The sequence below is a fragment of the Faecalibacterium sp. IP-1-18 genome (genome assembly GCF_023347355.1).
Lineage (GTDB): Bacteria > Bacillota > Clostridia > Oscillospirales > Ruminococcaceae > Faecalibacterium > Faecalibacterium prausnitzii.
Genome location: NZ_CP094472.1, coordinates 1,566,519 through 1,587,517 on the forward strand (window position 1 = coordinate 1,566,519; position 20,999 = coordinate 1,587,517).

Annotated in this window: 19 protein-coding genes and 1 other annotated feature; of the genes, 11 read left to right on the forward strand and 8 right to left on the reverse strand. The window is 56.5% G+C overall.

Annotated elements, in window-relative coordinates; genetic code table 11:
• Nucleotides 1-20 precede the first annotated feature (20 nt).
• From MTP43_RS07445 to tyrS, 4 genes are all read left to right on the forward strand, one after another.
• Nucleotides 21-872 carry an NAD(+)/NADH kinase gene (locus tag MTP43_RS07445; protein WP_005925919.1) on the forward strand — a complete coding sequence of 284 codons (852 nt, stop codon included), beginning with the start codon at nucleotides 21-23 and terminating at the stop codon, nucleotides 870-872.
• A 20-nt stretch (nucleotides 873-892) separates the two neighbouring features.
• Nucleotides 893-1,381, forward strand: coding sequence for an arginine repressor (locus MTP43_RS07450; RefSeq protein WP_005925916.1), 489 nt, complete (start codon nucleotides 893-895; stop codon nucleotides 1,379-1,381).
• 18 nt (nucleotides 1,382-1,399) lie between these two features.
• Entirely contained in the window at nucleotides 1,400-3,070 is a 1,671-nt protein-coding gene (gene recN / locus MTP43_RS07455; RefSeq protein WP_015538492.1) for a DNA repair protein RecN, read from the forward strand.
• Between the two features lie 72 nt (nucleotides 3,071-3,142).
• Nucleotides 3,143-3,397: a binding site (T-box leader), on the forward strand.
• 64 nt (nucleotides 3,398-3,461) lie between these two features.
• Nucleotides 3,462-4,682 (forward strand): tyrosine--tRNA ligase, encoded by a 1,221-nt coding sequence (gene tyrS, locus MTP43_RS07460; protein ID WP_015538493.1) that lies wholly within the window; start codon nucleotides 3,462-3,464, stop codon nucleotides 4,680-4,682.
• Between the two features lie 56 nt (nucleotides 4,683-4,738).
• Here tyrS and MTP43_RS07465 read toward each other — a convergent pair whose 3' ends face one another.
• From MTP43_RS07465 to asd, 6 genes are all read right to left on the reverse strand, one after another.
• Nucleotides 4,739-5,308 carry a PTS sugar transporter subunit IIA gene (locus MTP43_RS07465; RefSeq protein ID WP_015538494.1) on the reverse strand — a complete coding sequence of 190 codons (570 nt, stop codon included), beginning with the start codon at nucleotides 5,306-5,308 and terminating at the stop codon, nucleotides 4,739-4,741.
• A 116-nt stretch (nucleotides 5,309-5,424) separates the two neighbouring features.
• Nucleotides 5,425-5,892, reverse strand: a complete 468-nt coding sequence (locus MTP43_RS07470; RefSeq protein WP_005925901.1) for an ACT domain-containing protein — start codon at nucleotides 5,890-5,892, stop codon at nucleotides 5,425-5,427.
• 55 nt (nucleotides 5,893-5,947) lie between these two features.
• Entirely contained in the window at nucleotides 5,948-7,240 is a 1,293-nt protein-coding gene (locus MTP43_RS07475; protein WP_015538495.1) for a CapA family protein, read from the reverse strand.
• Nucleotides 7,241-7,282: 42 nt separating this feature from the next.
• Nucleotides 7,283-8,041 carry a 4-hydroxy-tetrahydrodipicolinate reductase gene (gene dapB, locus MTP43_RS07480; protein ID WP_015538496.1) on the reverse strand — a complete coding sequence of 253 codons (759 nt, stop codon included), beginning with the start codon at nucleotides 8,039-8,041 and terminating at the stop codon, nucleotides 7,283-7,285.
• Nucleotides 8,042-8,114: 73 nt separating this feature from the next.
• The gene (gene dapA, locus MTP43_RS07485) at nucleotides 8,115-9,008 is read right to left on the reverse strand and encodes a 4-hydroxy-tetrahydrodipicolinate synthase (RefSeq protein WP_015538497.1); all 894 of its coding nucleotides are present in this window, start codon (nucleotides 9,006-9,008) and stop codon (nucleotides 8,115-8,117) included.
• A gap of 45 nt (nucleotides 9,009-9,053) precedes the next feature.
• Nucleotides 9,054-10,136 (reverse strand): aspartate-semialdehyde dehydrogenase, encoded by a 1,083-nt coding sequence (gene asd, locus MTP43_RS07490; RefSeq protein WP_015538498.1) that lies wholly within the window; start codon nucleotides 10,134-10,136, stop codon nucleotides 9,054-9,056.
• 166 nt (nucleotides 10,137-10,302) lie between these two features.
• Here asd and queA point away from each other — a divergent pair, with 166 nt between their 5' ends.
• From queA to MTP43_RS07525, 7 genes are all read left to right on the forward strand, one after another.
• The gene (gene queA, locus MTP43_RS07495) at nucleotides 10,303-11,331 is read left to right on the forward strand and encodes a tRNA preQ1(34) S-adenosylmethionine ribosyltransferase-isomerase QueA (RefSeq protein WP_015538499.1); all 1,029 of its coding nucleotides are present in this window, start codon (nucleotides 10,303-10,305) and stop codon (nucleotides 11,329-11,331) included.
• Between the two features lie 178 nt (nucleotides 11,332-11,509).
• A complete protein-coding gene (gene tgt, locus MTP43_RS07500; RefSeq protein WP_015538500.1) occupies nucleotides 11,510-12,655 on the forward strand; it encodes a tRNA guanosine(34) transglycosylase Tgt in 1,146 nt (381 codons plus the stop codon).
• 74 nt (nucleotides 12,656-12,729) lie between these two features.
• Nucleotides 12,730-13,047, forward strand: a complete 318-nt coding sequence (gene yajC / locus MTP43_RS07505; RefSeq protein WP_005925879.1) for a preprotein translocase subunit YajC — start codon at nucleotides 12,730-12,732, stop codon at nucleotides 13,045-13,047.
• Nucleotides 13,048-13,113: 66 nt separating this feature from the next.
• Complete coding sequence (locus MTP43_RS07510) at nucleotides 13,114-13,512, forward strand: TIGR04086 family membrane protein (RefSeq protein WP_005925876.1); 399 nt, start codon at nucleotides 13,114-13,116, stop codon at nucleotides 13,510-13,512.
• Nucleotides 13,513-13,554: 42 nt separating this feature from the next.
• Complete coding sequence (locus tag MTP43_RS07515) at nucleotides 13,555-14,301, forward strand: hypothetical protein (RefSeq protein WP_015538501.1); 747 nt, start codon at nucleotides 13,555-13,557, stop codon at nucleotides 14,299-14,301.
• A gap of 131 nt (nucleotides 14,302-14,432) precedes the next feature.
• Complete coding sequence (gene radA / locus MTP43_RS07520; protein WP_015538502.1) at nucleotides 14,433-15,779, forward strand: DNA repair protein RadA; 1,347 nt, start codon at nucleotides 14,433-14,435, stop codon at nucleotides 15,777-15,779.
• A gap of 15 nt (nucleotides 15,780-15,794) precedes the next feature.
• The gene (locus MTP43_RS07525; RefSeq protein WP_015538503.1) at nucleotides 15,795-16,991 is read left to right on the forward strand and encodes a tyrosine-type recombinase/integrase; all 1,197 of its coding nucleotides are present in this window, start codon (nucleotides 15,795-15,797) and stop codon (nucleotides 16,989-16,991) included.
• Between the two features lie 613 nt (nucleotides 16,992-17,604).
• On the opposite strand, the gene MTP43_RS07530 is transcribed toward MTP43_RS07525, so the two are convergent.
• Together MTP43_RS07530 and MTP43_RS07535 are read right to left on the reverse strand one after the other, a co-directional pair.
• A complete protein-coding gene (locus MTP43_RS07530) occupies nucleotides 17,605-18,381 on the reverse strand; it encodes an N-acetylmuramoyl-L-alanine amidase family protein (RefSeq protein WP_238057061.1) in 777 nt (258 codons plus the stop codon).
• A gap of 196 nt (nucleotides 18,382-18,577) precedes the next feature.
• Nucleotides 18,578-20,992, reverse strand: a complete 2,415-nt coding sequence (locus MTP43_RS07535) for an endonuclease MutS2 (RefSeq protein ID WP_015538504.1) — start codon at nucleotides 20,990-20,992, stop codon at nucleotides 18,578-18,580.
• Between the last annotated feature and the right edge of the window lie 7 nt (nucleotides 20,993-20,999).

Sequence of the window (20,999 nt, forward strand, 5' to 3'; positions counted from 1 at the left end):
TCAGCAAAGGAGAAACCGGTATGACGATCTACATTTCGCCCAATCCGGGCAAGACCTCTGCCAGCGAAATCGCGCTGCGTGCGGCGCAGATCCTGCTGACCCACGGCGCAGCTGTACTGATGAGCGATGCTCTGCGGGAAAGCTGCAACACGGCAGGGGTCATTTACCTGCCGCTGGAGCGGTGTCTGAAGCGTGCTGACGTGATCCTGACCATTGGCGGGGACGGTACCATCTTGCACGAAGCGAATCTTTCGCTCCGGTACGCAAAGCCCATCCTCGGCATCAATCTGGGACGCTGCGGCTTTCTGGCTACCTGCGAGATCGGCGAAATGGAAACGAAGCTGGCCGCTGTGGCGCGGGGCGATTTCCAGCTGGACAACCGGATGCTTTTATACGCCCGGGTGCTTGGTCAGGACGGCTGGGAGGGGCACGCCCTCAATGATGTGGTCGTGACCAAGGGACGCCTGCAACAGGCCATCGACTTCAGCATTTACTGCGATGATATTCTGGTAGAGCACTACCGGGGCGATGGCGTTATCGTGGCGACCCCCACCGGCTCTACGGCCTACTCGCTGGCAGCCGGCGGCCCGATTCTGGATTCTCAGACCAAGGGCGTCGTGGTGACCCCCATCTGTCCCCACAGTCTGGCCAGTCCGGCCATGGTATTTGCGCAGGAGCGCAAGCTGAACGTCTGTGTGGGGCAGGTAGCAGACGATGAAGTATTTATCAGCTGTGACGGCGGTACGGGCTACCCCCTCAAGGCGGGTGCCACCGCAGAGATCCGCCTGTCCGATCAGAACGTCAAGCTTATTACCTTTGGGCGGGCAGACCAGTTTCAGGCCATTGACCAGAAACTGCGCAAAAGACAATAACACGGGAGGCGATTTTTAAGATGGCACGCAGCCGCAAAGAAGATACAAAAACAAAAGCGGAACGTTTGCAGACGATCCTACGTCTTGTGCAGGAGCATCCCATCAGCCGACAGGAGGTGCTGCTGGAGCACCTGCGGAACGAAGGCTTTGAGGTAACGCAGGCCACCGTTTCCCGCGATATCCGGGAGCTGTGCCTTGTAAAGGCAGCCACCACCGAGGGCTACCGCTATGTTTCCAGCCGGAACGAAAGCTTCAATCCCAAGACTCAAGGGCGCTTTGAGACCATCTTCCACGAGTCCGTTCTGGGGGTAGATTACGCCGGACATGTTGTGTTGGTAAAATGCTATTCCGGCATGGCCAATGCTGCCTGCGAGGTTTTTGACGCTTTACAGTGGAAAAACGTTGTCGGTACTCTTTCCGGTGATGACACCTTTTTAATTGTTGCGCGCTCGGAGCGCGATGCTAAAACCATTTGTTCGGAGCTGACCCGTTATGTGGGGCAGAGATGACGGTAGGAGAACGAAGCCATGCTGAGCAGCCTGCAAATTGAAAATGTTGCCGTGATCCAGAAGGCAGAGGTGCACTTTGAACCGGGGCTGAATGTGCTGACCGGCGAGACCGGTGCGGGCAAATCCATCTTGATCGACTCCATCAATGCGATCCTTGGCAACCGCACCTCTAAGGACTTGGTGCGTACCGGGGCTGCAAAGGCGGTGATCCGCGCCGCCTTTGAGCAGGTGCCGCCTGCTGTGCTGGATAAGCTGGAGCAGTCCGGCTACGAGCGCTCCGAAGCACTGCTGCTCAGCCGTGAGATCACCGCCGAGGGCAAGAGCAGCTGCCGCATCAACGGAATGCCGGCTACGGCAGCCGTTCTGCGGGAGCTGTGCGGCGGTCTGATCAACATCAACGGCCAGCACGATTCGGTGGGTCTGCTCAACCCGGCGCATCATCTGGGCATTTTGGACGATTATGCGCAAAACCGCACTGTTTTTCAGGAGTACTATGCCCTGTACCGGGAGCTGGTGCGGGTCAAGCGGGAGCTGGATGCCCTGATCACTGACGAGGCCGAAAAGCAGCGCAAGATCGACCTGTTGCAGTATCAGGTGCAGGAGATCGAGGATGCCGGGCTGACTGCCGGTGAGGAGCAGGCGCTGGAAAACCGCCGGAAAGTGCTGTCCAATGCGTCTGCCATCCGGGATCGTCTGGCGCAGAGCTATGCGCTACTTTCCGGCAGTGATGATGCCGCAGGCGCTGTGGATCTTCTGGGGGAAGCCTCCAACGCGGTGGATGCCGCTGCGCAGTTAGACCCTGCGCTTACAGCCGCCGCCGGGCAGCTGCTGGACTTATACTATAACGCCAAGGATGTGGCCGCAGATCTGATCGGGCGGCTGGACACCTACGACACCAACGATGCAGAACTGGACGAGGTGGAGCAGCGACTGGATCTTTTGTACCGACTGAAGCGCAAATACGGCAGCACAGTGGAGGACGTGATCGCTTTCGGGCAAAAGGCCCGGGAAGAGCTGGATAACATTCAGCATTCCCAGCAGCGCTATGATGCATTGCAGGCAGAAAAGCTGCGTCTTTACACAAAAGCGCGGGAAAAGGCAGAGGTTCTGACCCAGACCCGACTGAAGGCCTTTGAGGAACTGAACACCCGCATTTCCGGCACGCTGGACTTTTTGAATATGCCGGGTGTACGTATGACCTTGCGGCATACCCGCGGTCCGCTGGCCAGCCATGGACAGGACAGCGTTGAATTCTACATCTCAACAAACCCCGGTGAAGCACCCAAGCCGCTGGCCAAGATCGCATCCGGCGGCGAGCTGAGTCGCATCACCCTTGCAATCAAGAATGCAATGGCCGATAAGGACGCCGTGCCTACCGTGATCTACGATGAAATCGACAGCGGTGTGTCCGGCAAGGCTGCCGGACGCATCGGCGAGGTGCTGCGTCAGAGTGCGCAAGGGCATCAGATCCTGTGCATCACCCATACGGCGCAGATTGCAGCACTGGCTGATTGTCATCTGCTCATCCAGAAAAATGTGTCCAACGAGCGCACCTATACCGAGATCCATCCGTTGGATGAAAATGGCCGTGTAGAGGCCTTGGCGCGCCTCATCTCCGGCGACCACGTTACCGAGCTTTCCCGCGCCAATGCACGGGAAATGCTGCAGGAGCGCAAGCACGGCGGATGATGCAGCGGAATGCATTTTTGCAGAAAGGACAGCTCTTGACAAGGCGGCGGTCTTGTGATAGAGTAGACAATGTTAATGGCGATGAAGGGAACAAGTACCCTGAAGTGTTCTGTCCAGAGAAGTCCCGGTTGGTGCAAGGGATCACAGAACGGCAGGGGAAATACCTCCCGGAGCCGCAGGCTGAATGCGTAAGGCTAGTAGGCTGTGCCGCGTGCGAGCGTTAAAGACGCAGGAGTGTCGCTCTACTCTGGGGTGCGCACTCGTAAGGCCGTTTCCGTGAGGAAACGGCAAACAGAGGTGGTACCGCGAAGTTATATCGCCCTCTGCCAAATTCATTTTTGGCAGAGGGCGTTTTTTGTTTCCTCTGCCCCAAAAACAGGAGGTTTTTTCCATGACGCTGTACGAAGAACTGAAAGCCCGTGGTCTGGTAGCCCAGATCACCGATGAGGAGATCATTGACCTGATCAACAACGGCAAGGCTACTTTTTACATCGGCTTTGACTGCACTGCCGACAGCCTGACTGCCGGCCATTTTCTGGCGCTGACCCTGATGAAGCGCCTGCAGCTGGCTGGCAACAAGCCCATCGCCCTGATTGGCGGCGGCACTACCATGATCGGCGACCCCTCCGGCCGCACCGATATGCGCAAGATGCTGACCAAGGACGATATCGCCCATAATGCGGCTTGCTTTAAGAAGCAGATGGAGAAGTTCATCGATTTCTCCGAGGGCAAGGCTCTGATGCTGAACAACGCCGACTGGCTGTTGGACCTGAACTATGTTGAGCTGCTGCGCGAGGTGGGCGCCTGTTTCTCCGTGAACAATATGCTGCGCGCCGAGTGCTATAAGCAGCGCATGGAGAAGGGCCTGTCCTTCCTGGAATTCAACTACATGATCATGCAGAGCTACGACTTCTACTACATGTTCCAGCACTACGGCTGCAATATGCAGTTTGGCGGCGACGACCAGTGGAGCAATATGCTGGGTGGCACCGAGCTGATCCGCCGCAAGCTGGGTAAGGATGCCTACGCTATGACCGTGACCTTGCTGACCGACTCTCAGGGCAAGAAGATGGGCAAGACCGCCGGCAACGCTGTCTGGCTGGACCCCAACAAGACCAGTCCCTTCGAGTTCTACCAGTACTGGCGCAATGTGGGCGATGCCGATGTGATGAAGTGCATCCGTATGCTCACCTTCCTGCCGCTGGAGCAGATCGACGAGATGAGCACTTGGCAGGATCAGCGCCTGAACGAGGCCAAGGAGATTCTTGCCTACGAGATGACCAGCATGGTGCATGGCAAGGAAGAGGCCGAAAAGGCTCAGAATGCTGCCCGCGCACTGTTCAGTGGCAACGCAATGGATACCGAGCACATGCCCAGCACCCAGCTGACCGAGGCTGATCTGACGGACGGTGCCATCGGCATTCTGACCCTGATGGTCAAGGCCGGTCTGGCTGCTTCCAACGGCGAGGCTCGCCGTCTGGTAGTACAGGGCGGTGTGTTGGCAGACGGCGAAAAAGTCGCTGCTCCCACTGTCAGCTTTACCGCAGAACAGTTGGCCAAGGGCATCGTCATTAAGAAGGGCAAAAAGATCTACCACAAGGTAACGCTGTAAAAAGCATTATAAAATTTATGGGCCAGAAACGTCCGTAGGCGTTTCTGGCCCATTTTTTACATTTTAGCGCGCAACAGCTGCTGTCCGGCAGTCACCCGGCCGGAGAGCAAAGGCTCTATCCGTGCAAACCGGCTGCTGTTGGTCACGATCACGGGGGTGGTCAGCGTGTAGCCTGCCGCTGCAATGGCCTGCATATCGAACCGGAAGAGCAGCTGGCCCTTCTGCACATGGTCTCCAGTCTGTACAAATAGCTCATAGCCCTTACCCTTCAGCTCCACGGTGTCCATGCCAACATGAATGAGTACCTCCATGCCGTTGTCGCACAGCAAACTGATGGCATGATGGGTCTTGGCGATCTTTTTCACGATGCCGTCTGCGGGTGCTACCACCTCGCCGCAGCTGGGCTCAATAGCGCAGCCCTTGCCCAGCACCTCACTGGAGAACACAGGGTCCTTGATCCGGGTCAGTGCGCGGATACGTCCTGAGACCGGTGCATAGAGCAACTGCCCGCTGTCCGCAGGCGCAGCTTCCATTGCTGGGTCATCAGGGGCAAATAGCGCACTTTTCTCAAAATGTGCCAGCAGTCGCTGCCGGATGCTGTGCATAAGAGTAGCAGGTTCTTTCATTCCGTTTTTCCTTCTTTCGGCAGAGGAGCCGCCGTGGCGGTGTTTTTCTTGTCTCTACGCATTTCGCAAAAACAGGGCCGAAAGGGAAGCTGTCCCCTCGGCCCCGGCTTATGCTTTTACAGCTCGTATGCCTTTTTCAGTGCCTCATAGGCGGCGTCCTCGTTTTCCGCGTGGACGAGCAGAGAAATATCCAGATCGCTGGTGGTGATCAGCAGCACCTCAATACCGGCCATAGCCAGCGCATTCAGCGCCCGCGCAGCCACACCGCAGCTGGTGACCATATCCTCGCCGAACAGGTTCAGCTTGGAGTAACCCACACTGATCAGAGGAGAAGCCTTGGCGTCCTTATCCAGATTTGCTGCCGAGATTGCTTTCATCACCAGCGGCAAATCGCTGCTGGATGCGGTAAAGCTAAAATCAATGGTGGTGCCGTGGGGAGCGCTCTGGCTGATCATATCCACCACCACGCCGGTCTCTGCAAAGATATCCAGATACCGGGACAGACTGTTGCCCCGGAACACTACGTCCTGCACGCTGATCATCATCAGGTCGGTCTCGATATTGATCTTCGATACTCCGTACATAAAAAGTCCTCCGTTCTGCCCGGGTTGCCGGACAACGCTCAATCATTTCACATTTTTATGTAAGTGCTAAAAAGGATGCACTGATATTATTTTGCGCGATTTTTTGTATCCTGTCAAGGCTGAAATCAGAATAATTTGCCCGCACACCATGCGCTGCCGCCAATTCCTGCGTGTAATCGCGCAAAAGGTAGGTGCGCACATTGGTTTTTCCGGCATCATAATGGGTCACGGTGGGGTGCAGCTGCGGCGCAAGCACTTCACACTGCACCGAGCCGTTCGGCTGGGTGGTCTTTTGCAGCTGCAAGGTCAGGATCGCACCCACCAACTGATCCGGGTGGCTCTGGGTGCTGAGGAAATTGCCCAGCGAGAAGGCGACAAAACTTCTCCGCCCGTCCGCTGCGGTCAGCCACTGGGCATCCTGCAGCACATGCGGATGGGTGCCCACGATGACATCTGCGCCCCAGTCTGCCAGATTCTGCGCCAGTGTGCGCTGACTGTCCACGACGGCGTGGCTGTTCTCTACGCCCCAGTGCACTCCCACCACCACAAAATCTGCCTGCTGACGCGCCAAGCGCACCTGATGCTCGATCACATCGGTCTGGCTGGTGTAGATGACATTGGCTGTCATATTCTTGTTCTGGCGGATGCCGTTGGTGTGCTCAGTATAGGAGAGATAGGCGATGGTCACACCATTGACGGTTTGCAGCGGGATACGGTCGTAGTCCTCTTCGCCGCACCACAGACCGGTGGTGACTACATCCTCCGGCATGGACTCCCAGAATTGCAGAGTAGCCGCAATGCCGGACGCGCCCTTATCATAGGTGTGGTTATTGGACAGGCTGAACACCCGCACCCCGGCACGGTACAGCGCCCGCGCACAGTCGCCGGGGGTGGAAAAGCATGGGTAGGTGGAGGGTGCAAGGGTGTCGCTGCAAAGGGTCTCCTGATTGATCCAGTTCACATCCTGTTTCGCATAGAAAGGAGCGATGTGCTCATAGCAGTAATCAAAGCTGTACTTTCCGTCTTCGCCTGCCCGGCGGGCGGCCTGATTATAAATGGGTGAATGGATCAGGTTATCTCCTGTTGCGGAAAACCGGATGGTTTCCACCACAGGCTGCGGTTCAGGTTCCGGCTCGGGGGTCACAACAGATGAAGTAGGGGATAACACCTCCTCCGGCGGCTCGACGCCGCCCACCGGTACATCTTCTCCCGGCAGCCTTGTCCAGATCCCCAGACACAATGCTATCACGCTCACAGCCAGAACCGACAGCACCACCGCCTGGAGCGTTTGTTTTTGGCCGCGCTTACGGGCAGCCGGACGCCGCCGCTTTAAAGGCTCCTGCTTCATCGTTCACCTCTTCTCCCAGCGTATGCCGGGGCAGCTCGTTTTTCAGAAGGCGGCGATCAGGTCGCCCATATCGTACAGACCCGGCTCTTTTTTTGCCAGATAGACCGCAGCATTCACTGCACCGTTGGCAAAGATGCTGCGGGAATAGGCGGTATGCCGCAGGGTGATCACCTCGTCCGGGCCGCAGAACAGCACCTCGTGGTCGCCCACGATGCTACCGCCGCGCACAGAGCTGATGCCGATCTCCTTCGGGTCACGCTTCTGGCGCACGGAGGAACGGTCGTACACATAGTGGTACGCGCCGTTATTTTCCTCGTTGATGGCGTCGGCCAGCATCAGTGCCGTTCCGCTGGGGGCATCCAGTTTGTTGTGGTGATGCTGCTCCACGATCTCGATATCATAGTTGATACCCAGCACAGCAGAGGCGCGCTTGCACAGCTCTGCCAGTACATTAATGCCCATAGACATATTGGCGCTCTTGAATACCGGAACGCTGCGGGACAGCTGCACTACCTTCAGCTGCAGCTCTTCAGAAAGGCCGGTGGTGCACACCACGATGGGCAGCTTGTGGGTCTGGCAGTAGGGCAATGCCTTTTCCACTGCGGCAGGGGAACTGAAGTCGATGATCACATCGCCCTTGCCGTTCAGCTTTTCCAGACTGTCGTAGACCGGAATGCCGTTTTGCTCGCCGTCCTTCATATCAATACCGGCCACCACACAGCAGTCCTCCCGCTGTGCGATCATATCGCACAGCACATGGCCCATGCGGCCGCCAATACCCTGAATCACGATCTCTGTCATTGCTGTTTCCTCATTTCTATAATATGGCAGAATGCCCGGAAGCTGAAGATCCCGGGCATTCTGTACGCTGTTGTTATTCCTTGATCAGACCTGCAGCCAGCAGAGCCTGCTCGATCTTTGCCTTGTGGGCATCGCTGGGCTCTACCAGCGGCAGACGGCATTCGCCTGCGTTCCAGCCCAGCACGTTCATGGCATACTTGACCGGAATGGGGTTCACCTCGCAGAACAGAGCCTCCTCCAGCGGCAGCATTTCCAGCTGCAAAGCGCAGGCCTTGGCGGTATCTCTGTCAAAGAAAGCCTGACAGCAGTTATGCACCAGTTCCGGCGCAACATTGGACACCACGCTGATGACGCCCTTGCCGCCCAGTGCCAGCAGGGGAACCACCTGATCGTCGTTACCGGAGTAAATGTTCAGCGCATCACCGCACAGTGCAGCCACCTTGGCCACCTGAGAAATGTTGCCGGAGGCCTCCTTGATGCCGTTGATGAGCGGGTGCTTGCTCAGCTCCAGAGCAGTCTCGGGTGCAATGTTCAGACCCGTGCGGGAGGGTACATTGTACAGGATGACCGGGATGCCGCCGGCCTCAGCCATGGCGGTAAAGTGCGCCACCAGACCGGCCTGCGAGGTCTTGTTGTAGTAGGGGGTGACCATCAGCAGGGCATCGGCACCGCAGGCGGCAGACTTTGCTGCCAGTGCGCAGCCGTGGTCGGTATCGTTCGAACCGGCACCGGCAATGACCGGTACGCGGTGATTGACCGTATCCACGGTGAACTTGATGGCGGCCAGCTGCTCCTCGTCGGTCATGGTAGAACACTCGCCGGTGGTGCCGCAGATGATGATGGCATCGGTGTGGCGGGCGATCTGATCCTCGATAATGCGGCCCAACTCGTCAAAGTTGATGCTTCCGTCCTCGTACATCGGGGTGATGATAGCAACACCCGCACCGGTAAAGACAGGCTTCTTCATAGTAAAAAACTCCTTTGCTGCGTGTATCGCGCAAAAATTCAGGCATTAGTCCATATAGCCCTTTGCTGCCAGCAGCTCGGCCAGCAGCACAGCACCGCCGGCAGCACCGCGCAGGGTGTTGTGGCTCATGCAGGCAAACTTGTAATCAAACAGGGTGTCCTCCCGCAGACGGCCGATGCACACTGCCATACCGTTTTCGGTGTTGCGATCCAGCTTGGGCTGCGGACGATCCGGCTCAGTAAAGTAGTGCAGGAACTGCTTGGGAGCGCTGGGCAGGTTCAGTTCCTGTGCAGGGCCGCGGAAGTTCGCCCAAGCTTCCAACATCTGCTCCTTGGTGGGCTTTTTGTCAAAGCTTACGAACACGGCTGCGGTGTGGCCGTCCGAAACAGGCACACGGAAGCACTGTGCAGTGATGACCGGCTTCTCGGCATTGACGATCTGGTCGCCCTCAATGTGGCCCCACAGCTTCAGCGGCTCGCGCTCGCTCTTTTCCTCCTCGCCGCCGATGTAGGGGATCACGTTGTCCACGATCTCAGGCATCCGGTCAAAGGTCTTACCAGCACCGGAAATGGCCTGATAGGTGCACACCAGCGCCTTGCTCACGCCAAAGTCCTTCATCAGGGGATGCAGGGCAGGCACATAGCTCTGCAGGCTGCAATTGGACTTGACGGCGATGAAACCGCGCTTGGTGCCCAGACGCTTGCGCTGGGCAGGGATGATCTCGATATGGTCGGCATTGATCTCAGGTACCACCATGGGAACGTCCGGGGTGAAACGATGGGCACTGTTATTGGAGACCACCGGGCACTCTGCCTTGGCGTATGCTTCCTCCAGTGCTTTGATCTCGTCCTTGGGCATATTGACAGCGCAGAAAACAAAATCCACCTGCGAAGCAACTTCCTCTACCTTGGAAGCGTCCAGAACGGTCATCTTCTTCACGCTCTCCGGCATGGGAGTAGTCATGGCCCAGCGGGAGCCCACTGCATCCTCATAGCTTTTGCCCGCACTGCGGCCGGATGCAGCCAGCACGGTCAGTTTGAACCAGGGATGATTCTCCAGCAGAGTCACAAAACGCTGACCCACCATGCCAGTTGCGCCTACGATACCCACTTTATACTGTCTATCCATTTCCAGCACCTTTCCTTTCAAAAAAACAAACAGCAAATCTTATCATTGTGCACAACACGGCTTGCAAACCGGACAGCGATGCAATATAATAGATACTGTTTATACAGATTCTATAATATCATTGATACGTTGTCCGTGTCAATCATCGGAAAGGCAAATGCACAGTATGTTAAAAAAAGATTTTTGGTATGATTTACCCAAAGAGCTCATTGCACAGGAACCTGCGTCCCCGCGGGATGCGGCACGGCTGATGGTTCTGAGCCAAAAGGACGACAGCATCCAGCACAAGGTGTTCCGCGACCTGCCGGAATTTCTGGAGCCGGGGGATCTTTTGGTGGTGAATAATTCCAAGGTTCTGCCCGCCCGCATCGTGGGCGTCAAGCAACCTACCGGTGCCGTATGCGAGTTGCTGCTGCTGCGGCAGGTGAAGGGCGACCAGTGGGAGTGCCTGGCAAAGCCCGGCAAGCGGATGCAGCCCGGCACAAAGGTAAGCTTTGGCGACGGCAGCCTGACCGCTGTGGTGGACGAGACCATGGAGGACGGCAACAAGTACGTTACATTCTATTATGATACCGAAACGCTTTATGAAAAGCTGGATGAATTTGGCAAGATGCCGCTGCCGCCCTACATCACAAAGCAGCTGGAGGATCAGAGCCAGTACCAGACCGTCTATGCCAAGGAGCTGGGCAGCGCAGCTGCTCCCACCGCCGGGCTGCACTTTACCCCGGAGCTGATGGACACCATCCGCGCCATGGGGGTCGGCATTGCCGAGGTCACCCTGCACGTTGGTCTGGGCACCTTCCGACCTGTGCAGGAGGACGAGATCTCCGACCATAAGATGCACAGCGAGTGGTACTCCATCAGCGAGGAGACCGCCCGGCGCATCCGCGAGACCAAGGCCGCAGGCCACCGGGTCATCGCTGTGGGCACTACCAGCTGCCGCACACTGGAGGCTGCCGCTGCCAAGTACGGCGAGATCAAGGCTTGCAGCGGCAACACCTCCATCTTCCTGTACCCGGGGGTGAAGTTCAACTGCATCGACGGTCTGATCACCAACTTCCATCTGCCGGAGAGCACCCTGATCATGTTGGTGTCCGCCCTGTACGGCTACGAAAAGACCATGCACGCCTATGAGGTAGCTGTGGCAGAGAAGTACCGTTTCTTCTCCTTTGGCGATGCTATGCTGATAGTCTGATACAAAATTCGCGCTTTTTGCGATATTTGTATGTGAAAGGTAAGGATGCGATCTGCATCCGCCGCTCCCTTTACAATTACGGCAGACCGCTGCTGTGATCATTCTGATAACTTGCAGGCTCGTGGCCTGCATCGAGGCTGCACGGCTGTTTTCCGTGCGCAGAAAGGAACGAATAATCATGCCTTCTTTGACGACTTACACCCTGCTCAAGCAGGAGCACAGCGCCCGGCGGGGCGAGTTCAAAACCGTGCACGGCACGGTGCAGACCCCTGCCTTCCAGAACGTTGCCACCGCTGGTGCCATCAAGGGCGGCCTGTCGGCGCAGGATCTGAAGGATATCGGCGCGCAGGTCATGCTGTGCAACACCTACCATCTGCATCTGCGTCCCGGCGACAAGCTGGTAGCGGATATGGGCGGCCTGCACAAGTTTACCCGCTGGAACGGGCCTATCCTGACCGACAGCGGCGGATTTCAGGTGTTCAGTCTGGCAAAGCTGCGCAAGATCACCGAGGAGGGCGTGACCTTCGCCTCCCATCTGGACGGGCACCGCATCTTTATGGGGCCCGAGGAGAGCATGCAGATTCAGGCAAATCTGGGCTCTACCATCGCCATGGCCTTTGATGAGTGCGTAGAGAACCCCGCCCAGCACGATTACTCCAAGGACAGCTGCGAACGCACCACCCGCTGGCTGAAGCGCTGCAAGGCCGAAATGGCACGCCTGAAGCACGAGGGTATCTCGGTCAACCCGGATCAGCTTCTGTTCGGCATCAATCAGGGCTGTACCTATGCAGACCTGCGCGTGGAGCACATGAAGCAGATTGCAGAGCTGGAGTTGGACGGCTACGCCATCGGCGGTCTGGCTGTGGGCGAGCCCACCGAAGTGATGTATGAGATGATCAGTCAGGTGGAACCGCACATGCCCAAGGACAAGATCCGCTATCTGATGGGTGTCGGCACTCCCGGCAACATCATCGAGGCCGTAGCCCGTGGTGTGGATTTGTTTGACTGCGTTATGCCCAGCCGCAATGCCCGCCACGGCCACCTGAATACATGGAGCGGCATCATTAACATCAAGAATGCCAAGTATGAGCGGGACGAGCGTCCCATTGATCCCGCCTGCGGCTGCCCGGTGTGCCGCAACTATTCCCGCGCCTACATCCGGCACCTGCTCAAGGCAGATGAGATGTTGGGTATGCGCCTGACCGTGATGCACAATCTGTGGTTCTACAATCATCTGATGGAACGTATCCGGGACGAACTGGATGCCGGCACCTTTACCGCCTTCCATGACAGATACGTTAAACTTCTGGATACCCGAATTTAAACTTTAGCCTTGCAACAAGGCTGATAAGAGGGTATAATAGCATTATCTGAATTTTTGAGAGGAGATTTTGCCCCATGCAATTTCTGACTACCACGTCCGAAGGCTATATCAGCCTGTTCTTCACGCTGGCACTGATGCTGGTCCTGCTGTACTTCATGATCTACCGTCCTCAGAAGAAGCAGGAAAAGAAGGATGCCGCTATGCGCAGCAGTCTGGAGATCGGCGATCAGGTCACCACCATCGGTGGTGTCATTGGCCGCGTTGTCGCCATCAAGGATGACACCTTTGTTCTGGAGACCGGCGCTGACCGCGTGAAGATCCGCTTCACCAAGTCTGCGATCTCTTCGGTCGAAAAGCTGAACATGGACAAGGCTCCTGCCGACAAGAAGTAAGCGTTTACACCGTGCATACATGAACCGCCTCCCTGCATAGACTATGTGCAGGGAGGCGGTTTTGTTATGTCTGAGTCTCGAGGTTTCCCGGCGGAGCTTCTTTCGTTTCTGCTTTTCGGGGTGCTGGGGGTAGCTGTAACGGCGGCAGCTTTGGCATGTTTTGCGCAGCTGATGGCCGGGCAGGGCTGCTCCGGCAGTGTAGTGCCGATACTTGCCACAACAGCCGTGTGCATGGGCAGCCTGCTGTGTGCACTGACGGCAGCGTTTCGTAAAAAGGCGCGCGGTCTGCTGACCGGACTGCTCCAAAGTACATTTCTGGCAGTGCCGCTGGCGCTTTCTGCTATATGGAACGGCACAGCCGCTGAGCCTGCTGTGGTATGCCGCCTTCTGGCGGTGCTACTCTGCGGTTGCATTGGTGGGCTTCTTGGAGTCACCCTGCGCAGTCGCAGACACACGCTTCGTTGATCGATCCGGCAAATCGAATCCATCAGAGGGAGAAAACAGCGTATGTGGATCTATGAACAGACAAAATCAGAAGAAAACTTTTCTTTGCTGCCGCAGACGGTCGGCCTACCGGTGCAAACAGCAGAGTCTGCCCTTCCGCCTGTACCGGCACAGGCAGCTGAACCGGCAGAGCAATTGACGCAAAAAGAGCCCTGCATCCCGGCAAAGCGCCACGCCACCCAGGATTGCTGGCTGCTAGCTGCGGCGTTTCTGGTGGGGTGTACGGCAGCCGGTGTATTGCAGGCCGTATGCGATGCCCGGCAGACAGAACTGCTGCAGTATTATCTGGAAGCGTGGCAAAGGCTGTTTGCGCCGGGCAGTATGCAAGGAGCGGTACAGCTTTTCGGCATGGAATACCTGACACTCGGCCTTGTGGTCAGCCTATTTCTGGTATTGGGGCTGTCTGCCCTTGGCCCTGTAATGATCTTTGGCAATATGATGTTGTACGGCTTGGGCAGCGGGCTGCTTATGGTACAGCTATGCACAGCTGGTGGGTGGAAAGCAATACTTCCGGCGCTGCTATGGACAGGCTTACCGGCGGCAGCAGCAAGCGGTTGTCTGTGCTTTTTCGGGGCCTGCGCTTTGCAGGTCAGCAGCCGAATCCACGCATATTCTTTCCGCAAGCATCCCGGCGGACAAGCCCGCCCCGGGGTGCAGGCACTGCTGGGGCAGTATCTGCTGACCATGGTGGTGCTGCTGCCGCTTTGCGGTGCAGCGGCAGGACTTTCGTATTTGGGCAGCCGCCTGTAAATGGCATCCTTTTCTTGCGGGTTTTGGCGCAGTGTGTTACAATAACAAAAGACCATAATAAATGAGGGACAGACATGAAACTAAAATCCGTCTATGTATGCTCCAATTGCGGAGAGACAAGCCCCCGCTGGATGGGGCGATGCCCCAGCTGCGGCAGCTGGAATACCATGAACGAGGATGTTGTTGCTGAAGCGCCAAAGGCGGGGACTCCTGCCGCCCGTCAGGCTGCCGCGGCTCGTCAGGAGGGCGTGACCACCCTGACCGCCCGGCGGCTGTCAGAGATCAGCACCACGGAGGAAAAAAGCCGCATCCTGACCGGTATCTCGGAGCTGGACCGCGTATTGGGCGGCGGTATCGTGCTGGGCGGTGTAGTTCTTTTGAGCGGTGAGCCTGGCGTGGGTAAATCCACTATGCTGTTACAGCTGTGCGGTGCCATCTCCAATCAGCACAGCGTGCTGTATATCACTGGCGAGGAGTCTGTCCGGCAGGTCAAGCTGCGGGCAGCGCGGCTGAAGGTACCGCAGGATAACATCTTTCTGGCGGCGGAAAATGACGTGGATGAGATCTGCGGTCTGATCGAAAAAGAAAAGCCGGACCTTGTGGTCATTGACTCCATCCAGACCATGCGCTGCATGGATATCTCGTCCTCGTCCGGCACGGTCAGTCAGGTGAAGGAGAGTGCCGCCCGGCTGCTGGCGGTAGCCAAAAAGCAGGAGATTCCCATGTTTATCGTGGGTCATGTGAACAAGGACGGCGCAATTGCAGGCCCCAAGGTCATGGAACATATCGTGGATACGGTGCTCTACTTTGAGGGCGACAAGATGCTGCCGTACCGCATTCTGCGGGCAGCCAAAAACCGCTATGGCTCCACCAATGAGCTGGGAATGTTCGATATGACCGGCACAGGGCTTGCCGAGATCGAAAATCCCTCCCAGATGCTGCTGGAAGGACGTCCGCTGGGGGTTTCCGGCAACTGCGTGGCCTGCACCATGGAGGGCAGTCGTCCCATCCTGAGCGAGATACAGGCACTTGCCACCAAGACGAATTTTCCGGCACCCCGTCGCGCCTGCAGCGGATACGACTATAACCGCATGAACCTTTTGATCGCCGTGCTGGAAAAGCGGGCAGGGTACTTCTTTGGCAATCTGGATGTCTATGTCAATATAGTGGGCGGCATTGCACTGCGGGATACCGCCTGCGACCTTGCAGTCTGCCTGAGCATGGTCTCCTCGCTGCTGGACCGCCCGGTCAGCGATAAGCTTATCGCCATTGGTGAGGTAGGTCTGGGCGGGGAAGTGCGCAGTGTGCCCAATCTGGAACAGCGCCTGCACGAGGCTGAGCGTATCGGCTTTGAGCGGGCTGTTATCCCAAAGCACAGCCTTGCACACCTGAATGCCGCAGATTATCCCGGCATGAAGCTGGTCGGTGCAGCGTATATCGCAGATGCCATCAATGCGCTAAAAAATGACCGCCTGTGATGAAACGAGGAACCTATGTCGATTTATCTGGACGAAAGAAACCCCGGCAAACACGCACCCTTTGAGGATGCCGCGCCGGATATTGTAGAATATGTGCGTTATCTTGAAGTGATCGCCGGCAAAAGTGCCAATACGGCGTTCAGTTATTACTGTGACCTGCGCTCCTTCAGCCGCTTTATGAAGCGCCGCCGCGGGCTTGTGGCCACGGATGCAGAATTCAAAGAGATCGATCCCAAGGGGCTGGATACGGCCTTCTGGGGCAGCATAACAAAAGAGGATATCTACGAATATCTGTATTTTCTGAACCGGGAGTGCGGCAACAAAAAATCCTCTACCGCCCGGCGGTTGGCCAGTCTGCACGGCTTTTATGATTATCTGGTCAATCAGGTCAACCGCTTATCCGAGGACCCTACGGCGGCCATCCGCCCGCCCAAACAGGATAAGGTCTTGCCCAAGTACCTGACGGCAGAGCAATCCATTTCGCTTTTGGAGAGCACCCAGACCCAGAGCGATTTCCCGGAGCGGGATTATTGCATGGTGGTGCTGTTCCTCAACTGCGGTATGCGTCTTGCAGAGCTGGTAGGCATGGACCTTGGAGACATCGATTTAGAGCAGCGTCAGATCCGCCTGTTCGGCAAAGGCCATAAAGAGCGTATGGTCTACCTGAATGATGCCTGCGTGGAGGCACTGCAACTATATCTGCGCAAGCGCAACACCATGGAGGGACTTTCACCCAAGGAAAAAGCGGTGTTTATTACCCGTATGCGCAAGGAACGTATTTCGAACCGCAGAGTAGAACAGCTGATCTCCGGTGCAATGAAGGCTGCGGGGCTGAAGGGCTTTTCCACCCATAAGCTGCGGCACACCGCCGCAACGCTGATGTATCAGACCGGCAATGTGGATATCCTTACCCTCAAGCAGCTTCTGGGGCACAGCAGTGTGGGAACAACACAAATTTATACGCACTTACAAGAATTTCAGGTGCGCTCTGCCATTGAGGAAAACCCGCTGGGCAAGGTACTACCCATCAATGCTGCAAAAGCAAGTTTGGATACAACAGATGCAGCAGGGGAGACATCTGTTGAAAATGACCCAGCGGGAGAGGACGCTTCTGAGCCGTCCGGCCCTATGGCGGCCTTTGAGGGCGCTGCACAGGATGGCTTCCGGGCAGATATCTCGGCAATGTCCAACGAAGAAACCAACGATTCATAGATCGATACTTAAACCTGCACAAAACGTCTGAGACGATTCAAAGACCTATGGCGCGATCCGGCTTGACCGGATAACGTCATGGGTCTTTATAATTTACATTATAAGCAGTCAGCAGCAATACATACAGGAGCATCCATAGAAACGCGCAACGTAATGTCTACACAAAAACAAATGTTATAAAGCAAGCACCTAGATGCTTACTGGATGCTTACTGGAATAAAATGAATTACAAATGAACCGATGCAGCAGCACATAACACAGGAAGCATCTGTAAGCATGAGACAAATAAAACCATAAAATATGATAAAAATTGCAGAATGTGCAGAACGGCTGAACTAAGCCCGAAAATGAGCCAGCTGAGGCTGGAACGCCAAAAATCCGGGAAATGGGCATTTTTCACTTCCCTAAGTTTCGCATAACGTGCATTATACGAAACATGTACAATTAAAAAGAGAAGCTGCCCTTCTCTCTTTCTGTCAGATTTTCGGCAGCTTCTGTGGATGCTATTCAGTTTACACATGCCCGCTTCTGCGCCGCTGGACGTATTACCAGCATGTTCAAGCGTTCAACTTATGCCTGCAGTATCGTTTCTTTTCCTTTGGTGGTGCGATGTTCATTTCACCGGTAGCGGTTCTGTGCCGAAGTATGTACAGATGGCTTCGTAATAAATGCGTGCCACAGTCTTGCAGCCCTGTTCACTGCCAAAATGCTCCACATCCTCATCGTTCGTCACAAAACACTGCTCTGCCAACACTGCCGGACAATCCACATCCTCCAGCAGCGTAAAGCTGCGCTCAGGCCGAACCTGCGTGTAGGTATTCTCCACCAGCTGCTTCTGGTCGTTTTCCAGATAATAAATGTAACGCACTCCCCCTCGCCCGCGCAGCCTTGCGCCGATGCTCTGCATTCCACCGGCCAGCAGTTTTGCAAAATAAAAACTTTCCTGATGCCATGTACGCCCGGGCACTGCCGGATAGCATTCAAACCCGGCTGCCGTAGAGCCATTGGCTGCGGAGTTGCCGTGGATGGACAGCAGCAGCTGCGGGCTTTGAGCGCTGGCTACGGCTGCACGCTGGGCAGGCGTGGCGGTTGCATCAAAGCTTTCCCGGGTCTGCAGCGGAATGTAATTCGGGTCCTGCTCTAACCACTGAAGCAGCGCAGCAGCCGTTGCTGCTGTGACCTGTTTTTCCTCGACTACTCCCCTTGCGCCTGGGTCGTTGCCGCCATGTCCGGCGTCCACTGCCACACGGTACGGCGGGTCGCCCACCACAGGGCGAAAGTCCTCCGCTGAGACTGAGACTGCGGATTCTGCGGGTGCGTTCAGTTCCAGCGCCGCCTTCCATAAAAACAGGCCGAAACAGAGCATCAGTGCCGCAAAAACAAACAGCAAACCGTGTAAAAACCGGTTCCTCATTTTGCAGCGGTGCGTTTTACGTTTGCTATGTTTATTTACTGGTCTGCGCTGACTGGTTGGCATAAAGTTTTACTTCCTGTTCGTTTTACATTTATAATACGAGTATACTCGCCTTTTCCCTGCACTGCAACAAAAAAAGACTGCCAATTTTTCAAAAGGCAGTCCTTTGGGGTTATTTCAGTTCTACAACCGTCACGCCGCTTTCGCCTTCGCCGTAACGGCCAAGACGGAAGCTTTTTACCATGCGGTTGCCGCGCAGATGCTTATGGATGGCGGTGCGCAGTGCGCCGGTGCCGTTGCCATGGATCAGATAAACCACCGTCTGTCCGTTCAGGATGGCGCGGTCAATAAAGGAATCCACCTCCGACAGTGCCTCATCCACCGTAAGTCCCAGCAGATTGCACTCCATTTTGGCGGTGCGCTGTACGCGCTCTACCCTGCCGTTGGGACGGTTGGTATCGCCGGTCAGGCGGGAATACCGCTGCTGCGCCTTTGTCTTAGGCGCAGTGGATTCTTTTACCAGCTTTTCCGGCTGCTTCAGGCCCTTGAGGGGCACCTTAGTCTTGATGATACCGGCACGCACCAGAACATCGCCGTTTTTGTCTGGCAGCGCCAGAACGGTGGCCAGCTGGTTCAATTCTGCAATGCAGACCTCCTGTCCCACCTTTACATCCTTCAGCGGTACAAACTCCTTGACGGGGTTATGCACCACCTCCGTACCGGCAAACAGCTTTTCGGTCTCCTTTTTGGCAATTTCGCGGGCACGCTGCGCCTTCTGCTGGGCGCTCATGCGCTCGTCCTTTTGCAGCTGGCGCAGTTCATCGGTCAGTGCGTAGGCCTGCGTTTCCACCTGCTGTGCCAGCGTGCGCGCCTTGGCACGGGCAGCTTCCAATTCATTTTCGCCCTGCTGGATCAGTTCATCCCGCTTTTTGCGGGCTGCTTCCAGCTGATGGGAAGCTTCGTTGCGCAGCTGCTCCACTTCGTTCTGACTTTCCTTCAGCTGCAGCTTCAAGTCGTCCAGCTGACCCAGAACCGCATCCAGACGCTTATCCTCGGCAGACAGATGCTGCTGAGCCGCTTCAATGACGCGGCTGGGGATGCCCAGCTTTTCGCTGATCAGGAATGCGTTGGATTTGCCCGGTACGCCCACACTCAGCTTATAGGTGGGACGCAGGGTCTCCAGATCAAACTCGCAACTGGCGTTGACCACACCCTTAGTCTCCAGTGCAAAAACCTTCAGTTCCGCATAGTGGGTGGTCGCCATCAGCAGCACACCACGGCGGCGCAACTCCTCAATGATGGCAACTGCCAGCGCGGCGCCCTCGGCGGGATCGGTACCGGCACCCAGCTCGTCCAGCAGCACAAGGGTGTGCGGCATAGCCAGTTCCAGAATACCGGTGATTTTTTTCATGTGGCCGGAGAAGGTGGAAAGGCTCTGCTCAATGCTCTGTTCGTCGCCGATATCCACCAGAAATTCATCAAACACACAGATCTCGCTGCGCTCGTCAGCAGGAATCAAAAAACCGCACTGTGCCATGGCGCACAGCAGACCGGCGGTTTTCAGGGTGACCGTCTTACCGCCGGTGTTCGGGCCGGTGATGATAAGGGAATCGTATTCCCCGCCCAGTGCAATATCCACAGGAACACACTTTTGCGGATCGATCAGCGGGTGGCGGGCACGGATCAGATTAAAGGAAGAATCCGTCCGCACAGCGGGCTTGAAGGCCTTCAACTCCAGTGCAAGCCGCGCCTTTGCCAGCAGGATGTCGATTTCCAGCATGGCCTTGTAGCTGTACTGGAACTGCGGCTCAATGGCGGCCACCTGTGCGGTAAAGGCCACCAAAATGCGCTCGATCTCCTGTGCCTCCTGTGCGCGGTACTGCAGAATGCGGGCGTTTGCCTCCACCACAGCCTGCGGTTCCACGAACACCGTAGCGCCCGTAGAGGATACATCGTGGATGATACCGCTCACCTCGCCGCGGTATTCGCTCTTGACCGGCACAACATACCGGCCGTTGCGCATGGAAACCACACTCTCCTGCAGGTATTTGGAGGTGTCCATATTGCGCACCATGCTTTCCAGCCGGTCGCGGATGCTGTTTTCGGTGGCGCGGATCTTTTTGCGCAGCTCTGCCAGCGTGCGGGAGGCGGTATCCGCCATGGCATCCGGTGCCAGAATGGCGCTGGAGATCTGCTGCTCAAGGCCTGGCTCCGGTGCCAGCGCGTAAAACAGATCATCGGTCGGCAGCGCGTCATGCTCAGAGGAGCCGTACCAGCTGGTCAGGTGCTGAAAATTGCGCAGCGCACCGGCCACCATCAGCAGTTCGCCCATGGAAAGCACGCCGCCCTTTACGGCACGGGCGGCAAGCTGACTGACCCCCTCTACCCCGCCAAAGCGCGGCGAGCCGTTTTTAATCAGCAGGGTGTTGATGGCGTCCGTCTGCTCCAGTGCGTAGCGCACCTCGTCCGGGTCGCACTGCGGCTCAATGGCCAGCAGCATAGCACGGGCTTCCTTGCATACGCAGCCCTCCGCTGCACGCGCAATGATCTTATCCAGTTCTAATGTTTTTAAGTAGCTTGTTTCCATACTGTTC